This is a genomic window from Pseudomonas aestuarii, from assembly GCF_027988105.1.
Lineage (GTDB): Bacteria > Pseudomonadota > Gammaproteobacteria > Pseudomonadales > Pseudomonadaceae > Aquipseudomonas > Aquipseudomonas aestuarii.
The window spans coordinates 336,007-352,770 of record NZ_JAQJZJ010000003.1; the positions used below are offsets into that span (position 1 = coordinate 336,007).

The 16,764-nt window shown below is 62.5% G+C and carries 17 protein-coding genes and 1 pseudogene; 8 read left to right on the forward strand and 10 right to left on the reverse strand.

Translation table 11 applies throughout. The features are described from left to right. Positions 1–16 precede the first annotated feature (16 nt). The 4 genes from PH586_RS08530 to PH586_RS08545 all read left to right on the forward strand — a co-directional run bounded on the left by PH586_RS08530 (position 17) and on the right by PH586_RS08545 (position 2,289). Complete coding sequence (locus tag PH586_RS08530) at positions 17–556, forward strand: hypothetical protein (protein WP_271347331.1); 540 nt, start codon at positions 17–19, stop codon at positions 554–556. Further along, a complete protein-coding gene (locus PH586_RS08535) occupies positions 549–1,103 on the forward strand; it encodes a hypothetical protein (RefSeq protein WP_271347332.1) in 555 nt (184 codons plus the stop codon). The genes PH586_RS08530 and PH586_RS08535 overlap by 8 nt, the downstream gene beginning before the upstream one ends. 75 nt (positions 1,104–1,178) lie before the next feature. Beyond that, complete coding sequence (locus tag PH586_RS08540) at positions 1,179–1,769, forward strand: hypothetical protein (protein WP_271347333.1); 591 nt, start codon at positions 1,179–1,181, stop codon at positions 1,767–1,769. Between the two features lie 76 nt (positions 1,770–1,845). After that, positions 1,846–2,289: a hypothetical protein gene (locus PH586_RS08545; protein WP_271347334.1), complete on the forward strand. Its 444-nt coding sequence runs from the start codon at positions 1,846–1,848 to the stop codon at positions 2,287–2,289. A 314-nt stretch (positions 2,290–2,603) separates the two neighbouring features. Here PH586_RS08545 and can read toward each other — a convergent pair whose 3' ends face one another. Further along, entirely contained in the window at positions 2,604–3,230 is a 627-nt protein-coding gene (gene can / locus PH586_RS08550) for a carbonate dehydratase (protein ID WP_271347335.1), read from the reverse strand. A gap of 254 nt (positions 3,231–3,484) precedes the next feature. Here can and PH586_RS08555 point away from each other — a divergent pair, with 254 nt between their 5' ends. The 3 genes from PH586_RS08555 (at position 3,485) to PH586_RS08565 (ending at position 6,306) form a co-directional block, all read left to right on the forward strand. Next, complete coding sequence (locus PH586_RS08555) at positions 3,485–4,705, forward strand: alginate export family protein (protein ID WP_271347336.1); 1,221 nt, start codon at positions 3,485–3,487, stop codon at positions 4,703–4,705. Between the two features lie 81 nt (positions 4,706–4,786). Beyond that, positions 4,787–5,560 (forward strand): type IV pili methyl-accepting chemotaxis transducer N-terminal domain-containing protein, encoded by a 774-nt coding sequence (locus tag PH586_RS08560; protein ID WP_271347337.1) that lies wholly within the window; start codon positions 4,787–4,789, stop codon positions 5,558–5,560. Positions 5,561–5,628: 68 nt separating this feature from the next. After that, positions 5,629–6,306, forward strand: a complete 678-nt coding sequence (locus tag PH586_RS08565) for a Crp/Fnr family transcriptional regulator (RefSeq protein ID WP_271347338.1) — start codon at positions 5,629–5,631, stop codon at positions 6,304–6,306. Between the two features lie 105 nt (positions 6,307–6,411). Here PH586_RS08565 and PH586_RS23685 read toward each other — a convergent pair whose 3' ends face one another. The 9 genes and pseudogenes from PH586_RS23685 to norR form a co-directional block, all read right to left on the reverse strand. Further along, positions 6,412–7,260 carry a methyl-accepting chemotaxis protein gene (locus tag PH586_RS23685; RefSeq protein ID WP_408636816.1) on the reverse strand — a complete coding sequence of 283 codons (849 nt, stop codon included), beginning with the start codon at positions 7,258–7,260 and terminating at the stop codon, positions 6,412–6,414. A gap of 18 nt (positions 7,261–7,278) precedes the next feature. Further along, a pseudogene (locus tag PH586_RS23690) lies at positions 7,279–8,007 on the reverse strand (type IV pili methyl-accepting chemotaxis transducer N-terminal domain-containing protein); the annotation flags it as partial. Between the two features lie 87 nt (positions 8,008–8,094). Beyond that, positions 8,095–8,595, reverse strand: a complete 501-nt coding sequence (gene ubiT, locus PH586_RS08575; protein WP_271347340.1) for a ubiquinone anaerobic biosynthesis accessory factor UbiT — start codon at positions 8,593–8,595, stop codon at positions 8,095–8,097. Further along, positions 8,592–9,479: a U32 family peptidase gene (locus PH586_RS08580; RefSeq protein WP_271347341.1), complete on the reverse strand. Its 888-nt coding sequence runs from the start codon at positions 9,477–9,479 to the stop codon at positions 8,592–8,594. Before PH586_RS08580 ends, ubiT begins: the two co-directional genes overlap by 4 nt. A gap of 10 nt (positions 9,480–9,489) precedes the next feature. After that, entirely contained in the window at positions 9,490–10,485 is a 996-nt protein-coding gene (gene ubiU, locus PH586_RS08585; protein WP_271347342.1) for a ubiquinone anaerobic biosynthesis protein UbiU, read from the reverse strand. Between the two features lie 199 nt (positions 10,486–10,684). Then, the gene (locus PH586_RS08590) at positions 10,685–11,917 is read right to left on the reverse strand and encodes a molybdopterin molybdotransferase MoeA (protein ID WP_271347343.1); all 1,233 of its coding nucleotides are present in this window, start codon (positions 11,915–11,917) and stop codon (positions 10,685–10,687) included. Then, complete coding sequence (gene moaB / locus PH586_RS08595; RefSeq protein ID WP_271347344.1) at positions 11,914–12,471, reverse strand: molybdenum cofactor biosynthesis protein B; 558 nt, start codon at positions 12,469–12,471, stop codon at positions 11,914–11,916. Before moaB ends, PH586_RS08590 begins: the two co-directional genes overlap by 4 nt. A 184-nt stretch (positions 12,472–12,655) precedes the next feature. After that, the gene (locus PH586_RS08600) at positions 12,656–14,002 is read right to left on the reverse strand and encodes an oxygen-independent coproporphyrinogen III oxidase (RefSeq protein WP_271347345.1); all 1,347 of its coding nucleotides are present in this window, start codon (positions 14,000–14,002) and stop codon (positions 12,656–12,658) included. 394 nt (positions 14,003–14,396) lie between these two features. Next, a complete protein-coding gene (gene norR, locus PH586_RS08605; protein WP_271347346.1) occupies positions 14,397–15,926 on the reverse strand; it encodes a nitric oxide reductase transcriptional regulator NorR in 1,530 nt (509 codons plus the stop codon). 157 nt (positions 15,927–16,083) lie between these two features. Between norR and ytfE the strand changes: the two genes are divergently transcribed. Further along, complete coding sequence (ytfE, locus tag PH586_RS08610) at positions 16,084–16,749, forward strand: iron-sulfur cluster repair protein YtfE (RefSeq protein ID WP_271347347.1); 666 nt, start codon at positions 16,084–16,086, stop codon at positions 16,747–16,749. The last annotated feature ends 15 nt before the right edge of the window (positions 16,750–16,764 follow it).

The following is a 16,764-nucleotide window of genomic DNA, read 5'->3' on the forward strand; positions in this document are numbered from 1 at the left end:
TTGAGAGACCCTAGCATTGACCATTGAATCACTCATATCTGCATGCTCGGCGATTGCCGCTCTAATCTCTGCATTGTTTGCGATAAGAAGCACGCGCATAGCAAAAAGAGCACTGCTAATTGCAGAAGATGAATACAAGTCAAAGAAAGAAGGACTAAACATATATCTAATAGAAGGCGTTAATTACCTTGACGCCAACGAAGGATATATTTTTGCATTCAATACATCAGTTACCAATCAAGCAACTCTGGCTAACACAATTAAAAGAATCGAGCTAATCATCACATTTATCCGGGAAGACGAAACCATAGGCAACTCCATTATTCAGCACGATAGCTCTCTGTACGAATCTATTGTCGGTCATCACGTCAGCCCATTTAAGCTTCCCATGGAAATTCAAGGAAAGTCCGCGCAGGCAGGTTGGTTTTTATTTTCGCTCAGCAAGGCAATGAAAAAATTCGGAAGAATTGATAAATACACCCTTAGAGTCACGGACACTCAAGGAAATGCAAGCGAAGCGACCTCCTACTTAATAAAAGAGTATCGGAATGCTTAGGAAATTCACAAATATAGATGCTGTCAAAATTTTAGAGGACGGAGTTGTAATAGATTCCTGCTGGGCAGATGGCAGGCCAATTCCATCAGTTATAGTCGATGCCAGTAAAAGAAAAGACATAAGCGAGTATGTAGAGGCTCACAGAAATCAGCCCCCTGGAGATGTAGTCGTTCAGTGGGCAACAAGTTTTCCGAAGAAAAAGAAAGTGTCACTGATAATCACAAGTTCTCGCCCCGTACTCACTGAATTCGCAATCGGCTTTGATGTCGAAAAAAATCACGCACTGATTGATGGGATAATACAGAGCAACGGGCTTTATCTTCAAACAGGAAGTGCTGGAGAAAGAGTGAGCCAAAAACTATCAGAGGGAAGAGTTCTCATTGAGGTGCCTAAAACGGGATTTGAACAAATATGGGATAAAATTCTATTAGATTTTACTGGCAAATATTTTAGACACCGCGGCCTAAGTCGTGAGCAATCTAAAATCGCAACAAAAGATCACATTAAAAGCATGCGTGAATTCTGGGCACTACGTAGAAATGCATAACAAGTCGCTCAAATCGCTCACTTCGCTCGCTGGGACGGGCTAAAGCCCGCCCCTTAGCTTATCGTTAGGCATCTGATGGAAACCACCGCTGAACGCTGGGAACGCTTTCTTGACCCTGATGCGGTCAAGCCATCTCTTTTCCTGGCGACAATGTTCATCACAGCATTTGAGATACTCAAAAATTCGGTAATTGATCACCTGCGTAATTTTTATGCCAATGGTTGGGACGAAAACGGCCCAATCATTAGCCCTGAGTACCAGAGCAGAGTTTTATCCCGAAATAAGAGCCCGCTTTATGCATCATTTGAATGGCTGCAAGAAAGTGGAGCCATAGGCAGTAAAGATCTGGATCAGTACGAAAAGCTCAAGAAAACTAGAAATTTGCTAGCGCATCAACTATTTGAAGTAGTCACAGGCCAGATTGAGTCGGAACATGAAGCTCAATTCGAAGAGCTGCTAGAGTTACTACGTAAAATAGAACTGTGGTGGGTCGTTAACCTTGAAATTGCCACCAACCCAGATTATGACGGGCAAGAAATTGATGAGGCAGGAATTGTTCCCGGCTCTATCTTGTCATTACAAATGCTTATTGAAGTAGCATCTGGCAATACTGAGCTTCTTGAATACTGGCGCAAAGCACAAAAACAACGCGAAGCAGACGCCTAACAATGCGCTCAAATCGCTCACTTCGTTCGCTGGGACTTGCTAAAGCAAGCCCCTTAGCTTAATCGTTAGGTGCCACATGACCGACCTCATCGCGAAACTAAAAACTCCAAAAGACTGCGCAGTCTTTGAAAGAAATGCGACAGAGCGTGGCCGTCCCGATCTTGCGCTAGCCGCTAGAAAGCGCGCAGTGGAACTTAGAGCTATTGAGCACGGCGTAACAACAGACGTCGAGCGCGAGTGTTTAGAAGCAGTATTTGCCTACGAGCAAGTGCTAAGCGCAAAGAACGGAAAGAAAACCCGTGCTTCTCGTACATGGCCCATGATTGAGCGTCATGGAATACTTGAAGCAGTTGAACGGGCAGTTAATCGAAAAGAAGAAACAGTTGGCTACACTGCTCTTGTCGAAATGGGACTTGAAGATTATGCATTTGAAGCAGTGATACTTCGGCATCCTAGTTACTTTTCAGCAAGCGCTGTTCAACGCTCACAAGAGCGCATCAATCAGCACAATGGCACCTAACTAGTGGTATATGGACTCTCCCCACAAGTAGTGAGCAAAGCTTTTCCAACCCTGTCGTCAGCGCGATTGCATGCGTATATCCGGCCTTGTCTTGGGCGTTTCGCCCTGGCCATTCTGTAGTTCGCGCAGCGGGGGCCAAGCGTTCAATCCATCACGCGGCGCACATATAAGGGCAATGCGCCCTCTCTGGTAGCCCGGATGCAGTCCGGGCTACGGGATCGCGCTATTGCATGAAATCGTGACGCTCAGTGTCACCAGCTGTATTGCCACTCAGGCGCGTGGGATCAAGCAATTTTCGACGTGTGCGCCTGCATTCACTGATCGTAGAGAAAGCTGTCGTCGAGCTGATCCGCCCCGCTGACCGTCACCCCCAGATCGTTGACCAGTCCATCGGTAAGGCCGTAGATCCAGCCGTGCACCGCCAGCGGTTGGCCGCGTTTCCAGGCGTTCTGCACGATGGTGGTATGGCAGACATTGCGCACCTGGCGCTGCACGTTGAGCTCACACAGCAGGTTGACCTGGGCCTCCGATTCCAAGCCGCGAAAACGCTCCAGATTCTGGTGATAGAGCGCCTTGAGCGCGCGCAGCCAGTTGTCGATCAGGCCCAGCGCCTCGTGTCCCAGGGCCGCGCGCACCCCGCCACAGCCATAGTGACCGCAAACGATCACCTGTTTGACCTGCAACACATCGACCGCGTACTGCAGCACCGAGAGGAAATTCATGTCGGTGGCCACCACCATATTGGCCACGTTGCGGTGCACGAACAGCTCGCCCGGCATCAGGCCGACCACCTCATTGGCCGGCACCCGGCTGTCCGAGCAGCCGATCCAGAGAAACTCCGGGCGCTGCTGGCGCGCCAGGCGGGCAAAGAACTCCGGATCCCTGGCCTTGAGTGACTCGGCCCAGAAGCGGTTATTGGCCAATAACTGATCAACGTCCATCGAAGCTCCCGATCTCCCCACCGGCGGCAGGGGCATGCGCGAGGATAGGCATGGTGCATGGCAGCAAAATTGTTGTGGATCAATATTCCATGCCCTCTACCCCTCCTGAATCAGGACGACCTCTTTAGAGGTAGGGCGCGCCAACGGCGGGGAGCAGCCCTGCGACAACTTTTTCGCCATCTTGACGGCCATCAATATGTTCGGCCGCCGTGCCGCTAACGTGCCCCGCAGAATTCATCTGATGAGGCATCGCCATGAAAACCTGCATGACGCCAATCGCCCTTGCCCTGCTCGCCTTCGCCAGCAACGCCAGCGCCAGTGAGAACCTCGGCAAGCTGTTCAGCGACGGCAAGCCGATCCTCGACCTGCGCTACCGCTACGAGCACGTCGACCAGGACAACGCCCTCAAGCACGCCAACGCCCAGACCCTGCGCACCCGCGTCGGCTTCCAGAGCGGCAAGTGGTACGGCTTGTCGGCGCTGATCGAAGCGGACAACGTCAGCCGGATCGGCGATGCCAGCTACAACAGCACGCGCAACGGCCAGGGCGACTACGCGGTGGTCGCCGACCCGGACGGCAGCGAGGTCAACCAGGCCCTGCTGCGCTATGACCATGCCCTGGGCAACGCAGTCGTCGGCCGCCAGCGCATCAACCTGGACAACCAGCGCTTCGTCGGCGGCGTCGGCTGGCGGCAGAACGAGCAGACCTATGACGGTGCGCTCGGCCAGCTCAAGCCGCTGGACGGCCTGACCCTGACCTACGCCTACATCGACAACATCAACAGCATCTTCGGCCCCGGTGATAACCGCTTCGACAACGCCGGCAACCCGGCCAATATCGAGGGCCACAGCCACCTGCTGAATGCCCAGTACCAGGCCATGCCCGAGCTGACCGTCACCGCCTACCAGTACCGCCTGGGCCTGGACAACCTGCTGGCCGGCAACCAGTCGAGCCAGACCAGCGGCCTGCGCCTCAATGGCGCCATCGCCGGCGTCAGCTACGCCCTGGAATACGCCCAGCAGAAGGATTACGCCGACAACCCGCAGGACCTGGACAGTGACTACTACCTGGGCGAACTGGGCTACACGCTCAAGGGCGTGGCGCTGAAGGCCGGATATGAAGTGCTCGGCGGCGACTCGGGGCCGGGCAACCGCGCCTTCCAGACCCCACTGGCGACCAAGCACGCCTTCCAGGGCTGGGCCGACCTGTTTCTCGCCACCCCGGCCGACGGGGTCGAGGACGCTTACGTCGGCTTTGCTACCCCCCTGCTCGGCGGCAACCTGGCGGCCTGGTACCACGACTTCCGCGCCGAACGCGGCAGCAGCCAGTACGGCGAAGAAATCGATGTCTCCTACGCCCACCCGATTCCCGGCGTGCAGGGGCTGGTCGGCCTGGTCAAATACGCCGGCTACGATGCCGATGAGTACTCCGTGGACACCGACAAGCTCTGGCTGCAAGCACAGTTCAGCTATTGATCGATAGGCTCGGTCGTTTTTTACCGGGCGCCCCCGGGCGCGTCTTCCCTGTGGCAAGGCGCGCCCCTCTGGAGAGATTCCATGCGCAAGAAAAACTGGTGCGGCCTGCTGTTCGGCCTGGTGCTCCTCAGCCCTTCGTTGTTGGCGGCCATCGGCGTCGCCGAGGCAGTCAACCTGGCGGGCATGCAGCGCATGCTCAGCCAACGCATCGCCAAGAATTACCTGATGATCGGCGCCGAGGTTCGGCCGGAACAGGCCAATCAGCAGCTCGATGAGAGCCTGGCACGTTTCGAAAGCAACCTCCTCGCCCTGGATGACTATGCCTCCAGTCCGGCCATCGAACAGCAGTTGCAGCGTGTGATCCTATGCTGGCAGGAGTACCGCAGCCTGATCCTGCAGCGCCCCGAACGCGACGCCGCGATGCGGGTGCTGAGCCTCAGCGACCAATTGCTCGCCGAAAGCGAGGCCTTGGTGGCACAGATCGAACGAACCAGCGGTGGTCGCACTGCGCACCTGGTCAACCGCAGTGGGCGCCAGCGCATGCTCAGCCAGCGCATTGCCAAGCTGTATCTGGCACTCAGCTGGAAACTGCCGCGCAAAGAGCTGCAGACCCAGTTCGAGCAGGCCGTGGACGAGTTTGACCAGGCCCTGGAAGAGTTGCGCGCGGCACCGGAAAACAATGCGGCAATCGATGCAGAACTGGCCAAGGCCAGTGGCCAATGGCAATTTTCGCGACAGGGTTTTCAGCTGTCCGAGGACGCCCGCTATGTACCGACGCTGATCAGCATCACCTGCGAGACGCTGCTCAAGCAGATGGACGGCCTGACTCGGGCCTACGCCGGGCTGCCTCTTTAGAGGTAGTCCTGAGGAGGAATGGGCAGTCTCGGCTGGCGCTTCTAAGATGGTGCCTACTGAGGTGACCCATGCTGAGCGACTCTACGACCCTTGCCATGCTGCGCGAGCACCAGTTGTTCGACAGGCTACCCGACAGCGCTTTTCAGGAAGTCGGCAACCTGGCGATTCATCGACGCCTGCACAGCCTCGACATCCTCTTCCACCAGGGCGATCTGGCCGAGCGTTTCTACCTGCTGCTCGAAGGACAGATCATCCTCACCCGCGTGCTGCCGGAAGGTAACGAAAAGCTGGTCGAGGTGATCCAGCCGGGGCAGATTTTTGTCGAATCCCTGCTGTTCAGCGATACCCGCCACTATCCGGTGACCGCCAGTGCACTGAAACCCAGCAGCCTGGTGAGCATCGACGGCGCCCACTATCGCCATCTGCTCGAAGAGCAACCGAGTATCTGCCTGCAACTGCTGGCCAGTTTCAGTACCCGCCTGGACCAGCGCCTGAGCGAAATCGACACCCTGGCCGTGGCCAATGCCAGCCGCCGGGTGGTGCGTTTCCTCTGTCAGGAACAGGCCGCCGGCAATGGGCAGATCAAGCTCAGCGTGCCGAAACGCCTGATCGCCTCGCAACTGGGAATCCAGCCGGAAACCTTCTCGCGCATCCTCCATAGGCTGATCGATGCCGGGCTGATCGCCATGGAGCGGCGCAACATTCGCATCCTCAATACGCCCAGACTGGCCAGCTACTACGAGTGACCCGCGACTAGACCTGAGAGGGGGCGCCGCAGTTGCTCGCGCGCGCCCAGCAAGGTCGCAGCCTTGGCGTGATGGGCAGACGTACGCTGCCCATCGAGCCGCAGCTCAATCCTGCAGACGGAAACGCCCGGTCAGCGCTTGCAGCCCATCCATGCTCTGGGTGATGGCCTGGCTGGTCGATGCGGTATCGCGGGTGGAAACGGCCGCCTGATCGGCGACTCCAGCGATATGGGTCAGCGAGCGGTGCATGTCGTCGGCCACCTGGCACTGCTCCTCGGCCGCCGTGGCGATCTGGTTGGTCATGCCGCGAATGGACTGCACCGCAGCGACGATATTTTCCAGCGCGCCCTGGGCGGCTTCGATCTGCTGCAAGGTGGCATCGCTGCCGCGCCGTGACTCGTCCATGGCCCGGCCGGCGCGCCCGGTTTGCTGCTGCAGGCGTTCGATCAGGCCGCTGATCTCGCCGGCGGAACTCTGCGTCCGTGCGGCCAGGCTGCGTACCTCGTCGGCGACCACGGCAAAGCCCCGCCCCTGCTCCCCCGCCCTGGCGGCTTCGATGGCGGCATTCAGCGCGAGCAGGTTGGTCTGGTCGGCAATCGCGCTGATCACTTCCAGCACCCGACCGATTTCCTGACTGTCGGCGGCCAGCTGCAACATCAGCTCGGACAATCCCTCGACATGCCCGGACAGTTGGCGAATCGCCGCCACCGAACTGCGCATGACTTCACGGCCATTACCGGTCTCGCTGTCGGCGGTATCGGCCGCCGTCGCGGCCGCCACGGTGCTGCGCGCAACCTCCTGGGCGGTGGCGAGCATTTCGTGCATGGCGGTGGCCACCTGGTCGATCTCGGCCTGCTGGCCGACCACGCTGCGTGCATTTTCGCCGGCCACCGCAGCCATGTGACTGCAGTGACCATCGGCCTGATCGGCGGCCAGGCGTACCGCACGAATCATCTCGCTGACCTGGTGCAGCAGCCGGTTGTAGTCGCTGCCGATCCGGCCCAGTTCATTGTCGGGGTAAGCCACCGCCAACGGCTGGGAAAAATCGCCCTGGCTGACCCGTTCGAGCCTGCCGCGCAGCTCTTCGAGCTGGCGCATCAACCAACTCATCCCGGCCACCCGCCCGAGTATCACCAGCAACAGGATGGCCAGGGTCGAACCGAGCGCCACCCAGCGTTGCACGCTGGCACTGCGGTTGGCCTCGGCCGACATCAGCAACACCACGTCGTTGCTCGCGGCAAGCAGGGCTTCCGAGTCGCTGGCAAGCGTCTGCAGCGCAGCGCGGTCGCCCTGGGCCACGGCCAGCACCAGCGTGCGGTAGCGGCCCCAGGCCTGATCGACCTGGCGCAGCCGCTGCTGGGCGGCCGGCAGTTCCACCGCGGCGACGCCTTGCGCCGAATCGCCGTTAACCAGCAGTCGGTGGGCGTTTTCGAAGCGCTGCAGGGTCGCCTCCAGACTCGCCAGCGGCAGCGCCCCTTGCGCGACCAGCAGGCTCTGCTTGGCCATTTTCTGGCTGAGCATGCGTTGCGCGCCGGCCATGTCCAGTTGCCTGGCATCGTGGTCGGAGGTAAACAGCACCCCGGCGGTGAGCGCCGCGCAGAGGAAGATCAGGCTGTAGGAAAAGAAGAACTGGCTGTTGAGGGTGCGCAGGCCAAAAACGCGCAATAGCCGCTGAATTCCGTGCGTCAAGGTGTCAGACATGTCGAGTCCTTTTGCATCATGCAATTTGATTGATCATTCTTGAAAACTCGCCACATCCGAGCAATTAGACTTCAGGTGTAATTGCACCTAGGTAAAAACCTCGGCCTTGGCCTTCTGCGCGGGCACTTCAACCGCCGCGCCCAGCGCGCAGATCAACTGCCACAGCCGCGGCGGCAAGCCTTCCGGGTCGAGGCTGTCGAGCAGGTTCTTGATCCCCAGGCCCAGGTCGGTATCGCCCTCGATCATCAGGCGGCGGCGGAAAAACAGGGTGTCCGGGTCCTCCTGACGACTGGCCAGCAGGAGGAACTCGCGCCAGTTGCCGCGGATGCAGACATCCACCGGCGCCTCGGCGGCGATGCGCAGACCATGCTGATCGCGGGTCAGGCACCAGGCCAGCTGCAGATCGCTGATTTCCAAGCGCAGCCAGCGGCCCTGCAACAAGTCGAACTCGCCCTCCGCCAGGGGTTCGGCGAACAGCCGGGCAATGACCTTTTCCAGCACCAGGCGCTGCAGCCGGAATGGCACATGGCGGCCCAGCGGCAAGAGGGGCGGAGCGATTCGCATGGCCAGGCGGGCAAAGGTCTTCATAGAACCACCTCGTCGGCGCGCAGCATACCGGCGCGGCCGTGCCAATAACCGTTGCAGCCTTCCACCGCCACGGGCGGCAGCGCGCCGCAGCGCACCGTATCGAAGGCCGCGATGACCCCGGCCATGCCCTCGGCGCGCGGGCTCAGGCGCAGCAGATCGGCACCAGTGGCGGCCAGTTGCGCATAGTCGGCGAGCAGGTTGTTGACCTTGGCCGACATGGTCTGGATGCCGTTGAGGGTGAACAACGCCTCGCCCTCCTGGCTGTGCAGGACGATGCCTTCCGGGAAACTCTCGCAGCAGATCTGGCAGTCGTCCTTGGGCCGGTTTTCCGCGCGGGCAGTGAAGCAGCGCGCCGAGTAGGCCAAGGGCAGATGCCCGTAGGCGAACAGCTCCACCTCTGGGCGCGCCAGGCCGAGGCCGTCGAGTTGCTCCAGGGTGCTGCGGATCAGCGCACCGGAGCATTCGACCGGCGGCACCCAGCGCTGCAGGCCGCAGTCGATCAGCTCGGCCAGGGCATGGCCGTTGTAGAGGTTGAGGGCGGGGCCGGCGACGAAGGGCAGCTTGCGCTCGCGCAGGAACTGCACCGCGCCCATGTCGTTGGCCTCCACCAGCAGCTCGCCGTTGTCGCACAGGCGCTTGAGGCTGGACAGCTCGGAAGCCGCCTCGACCAGCGCCAGGCCCGACAACACCAGCTCGGCGCGGGTGCATTCGGCCAACTCGCGGGCCAGGCCGAGCCAGTCATCCAGGCCGAGGGCACGGCGCTTGGCGCACACCGTCTCGCCGAGGTAGATGGCATCGAGTGGCTGCTCGGCCATTTCGGCATAGAAATCCAGCAGCTTTGCGCGGCTCCAGTAGAACAGGACAGGGCCCAGACTGAGCTTCATGATGATCTCCTCATTGCCAGGAACGATGGTAGGCGCCCAGGGTGGTCTGGCTGCCCTCGGACAAGCTGTCCAGTGCGCTGCGCCACTGCGGCTGCACCGTGAAATTCTGCGGCGCGCTGGCGTAGGCATCCAGGGCCGCGCGCCAGACTCGGGTGACCTGTTCGACATAGGCCGGGCTGCGCTGGCGGCCCTCGATTTTCACCGCCGTCACGCCGATGGCGGCGAGCTGCGGGATCAGGTCGAGGGTGTTCAGGCTGGTCGGCTCTTCCAGGGCATGGAAGCGCTGGCCGCCGACCAGGAAGCGGCCCTTGCACAGGGTCGGGTAACCGGCCGGTTCATCCTTGCCATAGCGGTCGATCAGCACGCCATTGAGGCGCGACGTAAGGCCATCGGCGTCTTCCTGCCAGCGCACCGCCTTGGCCGGCGAACAGACGCCGCACAGGTTGGGTGATTCGCCCGTCAGATAGGACGACAGATGGCAGCGGCCCTCGGCCATGATGCACAGGCTGCCAAAGGCGAAGACCTCGATCGGCACCGGACTCTTTTCCGCCACCTGGCGCACCTGGGCCAGCGACAGCACCCGTGGCAGCACCGCGCGGCGGATGCCGTAGCGCTGCTGATAGAGCGCCAGGGCGGCGGCATTGGTCGCCGAGCCCTGCACCGACAGGTGCAGGTTGAGACCGGGATGGCGGCGACTGGCATAGGCCAGCACCCCCGGATCGGCGGCGATCAGCGCGTCCACTCCCAGCGCCGCGGCCTGGTCGACCGCGCGCTGCCAGCGTGCCCAGCCGTCGGGTTGGGCATAGGTATTGACCGCGATATACAGCTGCCGGCCCTGCGCACGGATCAGCTGCAGGCCGCTTTCGAGCTGCTTGTCGTCGAGGTTCAGACCGGAAAAATGGCGGGCGTTGGTGTCATTGCGAAAACCGACATAGACGGCGTCGGCGCCCTGCCGCACCGCGGCCTTGAGGGCAGGCAGGCTGCCTGCGGGACAAACCAGTTGCATGAAAACTCCTTCCGGGCGGAATACTGTCGGGCACTGTAGGGGGTGGCTCTGGGCGAGGCCTTGACCGCGGTCAACTCGCCTCGACTCGCCAGGCTCACGGTTACTGGGTCGATTCGCAAAACACCTGACTTGTAGGAGCGGCCCATGGCCGCGATGGGTTTCGCGGGCATGGAACTAGGCGCCCCCGCTGCTACGCCACTTAATGCAGCAGCGCACTGAACGGCAGGTAGTCGAGCAGATCGCCCTCCTCCAGGGTCTGCCCAACCTCGACCAGCGCCAGGCCGTCGGCCCAGCAGGCCGAGGTGAGCATGGCCGAGCCCTGCTGCGGATGCAGGCACACGCGCAACTGGCCGTCTCGCGCTTCCAGCCGTGCCCGCAGGTACTGGCGGCGAGCATTGGCCTTGGGCCAGGCGAATCCGGCAGGCAGGCGCAGGGCCTGCGGCACTACATCCTGGCAACCCTGGGCGCGCAGCAGAAAGGGCCGCGCCACCACCAGGGCGGTGATCAGGGCGGCGGCCGGGTTGCCCGGCAAGCCCAGCCAGGGCTTACCACCCACTGCGCCGAAGGCCAGCGGCTTGCCCGGCTGGATTGCCAGGCGCCACAGGTGCAACTCGCCCAGTTCACGGATCGCCTGCTTGAGGTGATCCTCCTCGCCGACCGACACCCCGCCGGAGGTGATCAGCATGTCCCACTCCGACGCGGCCAGGCTCAGGGCATCGCGGCTAGCCGCCAGTTCGTCGGCCATGATCTCGTAATCGTGGACTTCCACGCCCAGGCTGCTCAGCACGCCGGCCAGGCTGTAGCGATTGGCGTTATAGATCTGCCCGGGCTGCAGCGCCTCACCCGGCTCGCGCAACTCGTTGCCGCTGCTCAGCAGGCCGACCCGCAAGCGCCGATAGACCGCCACCCGGTCGATGCCGAAGCTGGCCAGCAGGCCCAGCTCCTGGGGGCGCAGGCGCTGGCCGACGCTCAGCACCGGGGTGCCCGCGGCCAACTCCTCGCCACGCCGGCGCACATGCTCGCCGCCCTGCACCGGCGGCAGCCGCACCCGCCCCTCCTCGAGCCGGCAGTGCTCCTGCATCACCACGCTGTCGGCGCCCGCCGGCAAGGGCGCGCCGGTGAAGATGCGCACCGCATGACCGGCCGGCAAGGCTTGCGCCGCCGCATCGCCGGCCGCGATTCGCCCGGCCAGCGGCAGGCAACCACCTGCGGCCGGCAGATCGGCGGCGCGCAGGGCGTAACCATCCATTGCACTGTTGTCCCAGGCCGGCACTGCGAAGGGAGCGTGCAACGCCTCGGCCAGCACCCGACCGAGGGCCTGGCTCAGGGCGACCCGCTCCACGGGTGGCGGCGCCGGGGCACGCGCCAGCAGTTCGGCGATGGCCTGGTCAACCGGGCGCAGGTTGTTGCCGTCGCAGCCACAGGCACTCATGAGCGGGCTCCGCAGCGCGCGACCTGCGGCTGATCGGCCAGGCGCTTGAGGTGGGCGACGAAATTGCACGGCCCGGTGCGGCTGTCCAGTTGCTCACGGAGGATCTTCGTCCAGGCCGTGCGACAGGCGTTGGGCGAACCGGGCAGGCAGCAGACCAGCGCGCCGTTGCTGATTCCGGCCAGGGCACGCGACTGCAGGCTGGAGGTGCCGATCTCATCCAGCGAGACCTGGCGGAACAGTTCGCCGAAACCATCGACCAGCTTGTCCAGCAGGGGCGCCACGGCTTGCGGGGTATTGTCGCGCACGGTGAAACCGGTGCCACCGGTGATCAGTATCACCTGCACCAGGGGGTCGGCGATCCAGGCACAGACCCGTGCGCGGATCTGCCAGATATCGTCGATCACCAGGGCCCGCTCGACCAGCGCGTGGCCGGCCGCCTCCAGCCCCTCGATCAGGGTCTGCCCCGAGGTATCGGTGGCCAGAGTGCGGGTGTCGCTGACGGTCAGGACGGCGATGCGTAATGCCTGGAATTCGGCGCTGGACAGATGAGCCATGCTGGAAGCCTCCATAGGATGTCTGGCCGCAGACTGCACCGGTACTTTGGTACAGCCCATTCCTCGTTGGAGGTATGCCCCTGGCAGCAGAAGCGTCTGCGCCGGCCTCGAGCCCCTGTTGCCTGGGGCTTGCAGCGGCTTTTACAGCGGCTGCGACCGAGGGTCGCAGGTGTCTTGCGCGCGACTAAACCGCCCGGGAAACGGCTTGCACACGCGGCGCACCGCTGTAGCGATCGAACAACCGGCACACCGAGTTCACCAGCAAACGGCCGGCCGGAAGAATGGCAATGGACGCCTCGTCGAGGCTGATCAGGCGATCGCGCTGCATCTGCTCCAGGGCCGGCCAGGCATCGGCGAAATAGTGGCGAAACTGCAGGCCGAAACGCGCCTCGATGCGCCGAATATCCAGAGCGAAGTCACAGCTCAGGCGCTCGATCACCTCGCCCCGCAGACGGTCGTCAGGGCCGCAGCGAAAGCCGCCCCAGCTGGCCAGCTGGCCCCTGTCGAGCTGGGCCTGATAGCCCTGCAGCTCACGATGGTTCTGCACATAGAGGCCGTCGATCTGACTGATGGCAGCGACGCCCAGACCGATATGGTCGCAGTCCGCGTGCCGACTGAAGCCCTGGCAATTGCGCTGCAAGCTGGCGTTTTCCTGAGCGATGACCAGGTCGTCATCCGCCAGGGCGAACAAGCCCATGCCGATATAGCGATAACCCGCCAGGCTGAGCTGCTCGACGCATTGCCGCTGCATGGCCAGCTTGTCCTCGCGATCAGACAGGCCACTGGCGGCAAAGCGGCCGAGCGGCCGATAGCGCTGCGGTGGATCGGCATAGTCGAAGACCGTTACCCGATTCGGCTGCAGCTCGATGATGGCCGCCACCTTGCGCGCGAAACTGGCCCGGGTTTGCCAGGCACGTCCATAGCCAATATCGATATTCACCGAGCGATAGTTGAGCGCGCGGGCGGCATCGATCAGCGAGCGGATGTGCCGCGGATCCTGCCAGATCAATGCTGCGCCGCTGGCCGCGGCAATATCCGGCACCCCGATACTGACGTGATTGAAACCCAGCTCGCGCAAGCGGCCCATGGTCGGCCAGTCCGCATGGGCCAACTGGAGCTCGATGCTGTAGTCGCCCGTGTCGTAATCGAGAAAATTGAAGCGTCGGCGCAGCTGACTCATCAAGCGGAGCAACTGAGCGGCGCTGGGCGTACTCCCGCCCGCCAGGTGAAATTGTTCGACGCGCTGCTGCGCACCGAGGTGGCAGCCGATGGTGTCGATCTCCTGCTCCAGGCGCTCCAGGTAGGCGGCGAAGTCGCTTGGCGAGCCACCGGCGCGCGGCTGGTTGATCGGCAGCTGCACTGCAAGCGATAGCGCTCGCTGGGCCAGTCGACTGCCACGCAAGGCGCGCAACAGATCCAGCGAGCCAATACCGCGATGAAAGGCGCTGGTATCGGGATAGCAGCTATGGCTGGCATCGCCATGGGCGTAGCGGCCGAGCAGCTTGCTGTACCAGCTGTTGGATTCACGCATCTGGCTTTCCCCCGTATGGCCGCAAACACAGTGTCGGGGTATTGCCGGCATGCCTCATTGACCTGAGTCAACCTTGGCAAAAGCCGCGCGCCGGTGACGATCCGCTTCGCTGGGTCATCGTTGACTCAGTCCAACCCGTGGCCCGGACGCATTGCGCGGGCAGTTGCAGGCGCCAGGGTTTGCCCGCGTAGGGCGTGCTCGCGAAGCAGTACGCCGCCTGCGTACCGCAGGCGGACTGTTCGCTGCGCTCCTGAGTCCGCCCTACTCAGCACAACAGCACAACCTGCGCCACCGAACCGTGGTTGTTGAAAGCCGATAACTGTTGCAGCAGCTAATTGGGACATAGCCTATGCAATACCCTCACCTGGCTTGAGTGCGCAGACTCCTGGGCCAATCACTTCAAGCGCAGACGCCGCGCCAGCTTGTGCAGGTTGCTCGGGTCGAGGTCGAGCAGGCGCGCCGCACTGGCCCAGTTATCGGCGCACAACTCCAGGGCTTGCTGGATGCTCTGGCGTTGACAGGTTTCGACCGCTTCGCGCATCGAGCAGGCGGCAGGCATGGGCGTGTCTTGCGCTTGCAGCAGCTCGCTGGCACCGGGCCGGCGCACGGCATTGTCGAGGTCGAGCAGGTCGGGTTCCAGGGTCAGAATCTGCGTGCGGCTGGCGCCGCGGCTGAGCAACTTGAGGGCCGCCCGGCTGATCACATGCTCCAGCTCGCGCACATTGCCCGGCCAGCCATAGGCCAGCATGGCGCGTTCCGCCGCGGGCGACAGGCGCATGCTGCGCAAGCCTAGGCGCGCGCGATTGAGTTCGAGGAAGTGCCCGGCCAGCATCAGCACATCGTTGCCGCGCTCGCGCAACGGCGGAATCGGCACCGGATACACCGACAGGCGGTGATAGAGGTCGGCGCGGAAAAGCCCGTCGCGGATGCTGTCCGGCAGGTGGCGATTGGTCGCGGCGATGATGCGTACATCGACATGCAGCGGCTTGTCCGCACCCAGGCGCTGGATCTCGCCATTCTGCAGGGTGCGCAACAGCTTGGCCTGCACGCTGAGGGGCAGTTCGCCGACCTCGTCGAGCAGCAGGGTGCCGCCATTGGCCGCATCGAAGCGCCCGGGGCGATCGCTGGTGGCACCGGAAAAGGCGCCCTTGACGTGACCGAACAGCTCGCTTTCGGCCAGCGACTCGGGCAGCGCCGCGCAGTTGACCTGAATCAGCGGCTTGTTGCGCCGCCGCGACAGGCGATGCAGGTGGCGGGCGAACAACTCCTTGCCCACCCCGGTCTCGCCCAGCAGCAGCACCGGCAACTCCGAGTCGGCCACCACCTCCAGCTCGCTCAACAGTTGGTGGATGGCCTGGCTGTGGCCGAGGATCTCGCTTTCCTCGGTGACCAGGGCGGCCGTCTGCACATCGCTGCGGGCCAGGCGCAGGCTGCGGTTTTCCTGCTCCAGGCGCGTCACCCGCACCGCCGCTTCGATCATCAGGGCATAGCGCTGCAGATCGCGCCGGGCATTGCTGTCGAAGGTGCCGGCATGCAGGGCGTCGAGGGTCAGGGCGCCCCACAGCTGGCCCTCGACATACAGGCTGACGCCCATGCAGTCATGCACCGGCAAGGGCTCGCCGACATGTGCGTCGAGCAAGCCGTCATACGGGTCCGGCAGGCGACTGTCCGGCTCGAACCAGGTCGGCTCGCGGTCGGCCATGATCGCCGCCAGGCGCGGGTGCTGGGCGATCACGAAACGCCGGCCGAGCGCTTCATGGACCAGGCCCACGGCCGCCAATGGCCGCAGGCTGTCGCCATCCAGACGCAACAAGCCCACGGCGCCACAATTGAAGTGCTCGCGCAGGGTATGCACCAGACGCTGCAAGCGCACGGCATTGGGCAGTTCGGTGATGAGATCGGCGAGCAGACTGCTTTCCATCATGGTATTTATTACCCTAATTGGTCGATCGGACCCTAACAGATCGGGGTTCGATCGACCATGTGAAATAGAAACACCTTTGTTTTCAAGGGCTCGATCCTGGCACGGCGGCTGCTATTGACCTAGGCATCCCCATCGATCGATGCACAAGGAAATCGCCATGAGTCCGACCCTTCTCGACCAGCCCCTTGGCAGCCTGGCCTGCGAGATACCCGGTGCCACCCGGGTATTTCATGCCTTCCATCTCGATTTCTGCTGCGGCGGCCACAAGAGCCTGCGCGAGGCGGCGGCCCTGCGCGGCATCGAGCCCGAGATGGTCGCCGCCGAACTGGACAGCCTGCAGGCCAGAGGCGGCACGCAACTGGACTGGCGCACTGAGCCCAGCACACGCTTGATCGAGCATATCCTCAAGCGCTATCACGCCCGCCATCGCGAGCAACTGCCGGAACTGATCCGCCTGGCCTGCCGGGTGGAACAGGTCCACGGCGACCGCGCCGATTGCCCGAACGGCCTGGCCGACTTGCTGCGCGACATGCAGCAGGAACTGGAGAGCCACATGCTCAAGGAGGAGCAGATCCTCTTCCCCATGCTCCTGAGCGGTTACGCCAGACAGGCCAGCGCGCCGATCTCGGTGATGCGCTTCGAACACGATCACCACGGCCTGGCCCTGGAGCAGATGGAAGCCCTGACCCACGGCCTCACCCCGCCGGAAGATGCCTGCAATACCTGGCGTGCGCTGTACCGCGGGCTCAACGAACTGCACGATGACCTGATGCAGCACATCCACCTGGAAAACAACGTGTTGTTCGTCGCCGACCAGGCTTAGTCATATTCAGCGGTT

What these genes read in the sequence shown, in the direction of transcription:
- PH586_RS08560 (WP_271347337.1), top strand. Translation starts at nt 4,787, where the DNA reads ATGCGCAAGAAAAACTGGTGCGGCCTGCTGTTCGGCCTGGTGCTCCTC.
- PH586_RS23685 (WP_408636816.1), bottom strand. Translation starts at nt 7,260, where the DNA reads ATGATTCGTGCGGTACGCCTGGCCGCCGATCAGGCCGATGGTCACTGC.
- PH586_RS08535 (WP_271347332.1), top strand. Translation starts at nt 549, where the DNA reads ATGCTTAGGAAATTCACAAATATAGATGCTGTCAAAATTTTAGAGGAC.
- PH586_RS08590 (WP_271347343.1), bottom strand. Translation starts at nt 11,917, where the DNA reads ATGAGTGCCTGTGGCTGCGACGGCAACAACCTGCGCCCGGTTGACCAG.
- ytfE (WP_271347347.1), top strand. Translation starts at nt 16,084, where the DNA reads ATGAGTCCGACCCTTCTCGACCAGCCCCTTGGCAGCCTGGCCTGCGAG.
- can (WP_271347335.1), bottom strand. Translation starts at nt 3,230, where the DNA reads ATGGACGTTGATCAGTTATTGGCCAATAACCGCTTCTGGGCCGAGTCA.
- PH586_RS08580 (WP_271347341.1), bottom strand. Translation starts at nt 9,479, where the DNA reads ATGAAGCTCAGTCTGGGCCCTGTCCTGTTCTACTGGAGCCGCGCAAAG.
- ubiT (WP_271347340.1), bottom strand. Translation starts at nt 8,595, where the DNA reads ATGAAGACCTTTGCCCGCCTGGCCATGCGAATCGCTCCGCCCCTCTTG.
- PH586_RS08545 (WP_271347334.1), top strand. Translation starts at nt 1,846, where the DNA reads ATGACCGACCTCATCGCGAAACTAAAAACTCCAAAAGACTGCGCAGTC.
- PH586_RS08600 (WP_271347345.1), bottom strand. Translation starts at nt 14,002, where the DNA reads ATGCGTGAATCCAACAGCTGGTACAGCAAGCTGCTCGGCCGCTACGCC.
- ubiU (WP_271347342.1), bottom strand. Translation starts at nt 10,485, where the DNA reads ATGCAACTGGTTTGTCCCGCAGGCAGCCTGCCTGCCCTCAAGGCCGCG.
- moaB (WP_271347344.1), bottom strand. Translation starts at nt 12,471, where the DNA reads ATGGCTCATCTGTCCAGCGCCGAATTCCAGGCATTACGCATCGCCGTC.
- PH586_RS08565 (WP_271347338.1), top strand. Translation starts at nt 5,629, where the DNA reads ATGCTGAGCGACTCTACGACCCTTGCCATGCTGCGCGAGCACCAGTTG.
- PH586_RS08555 (WP_271347336.1), top strand. Translation starts at nt 3,485, where the DNA reads ATGAAAACCTGCATGACGCCAATCGCCCTTGCCCTGCTCGCCTTCGCC.
- PH586_RS08540 (WP_271347333.1), top strand. Translation starts at nt 1,179, where the DNA reads ATGGAAACCACCGCTGAACGCTGGGAACGCTTTCTTGACCCTGATGCG.
- norR (WP_271347346.1), bottom strand. Translation starts at nt 15,926, where the DNA reads ATGATGGAAAGCAGTCTGCTCGCCGATCTCATCACCGAACTGCCCAAT.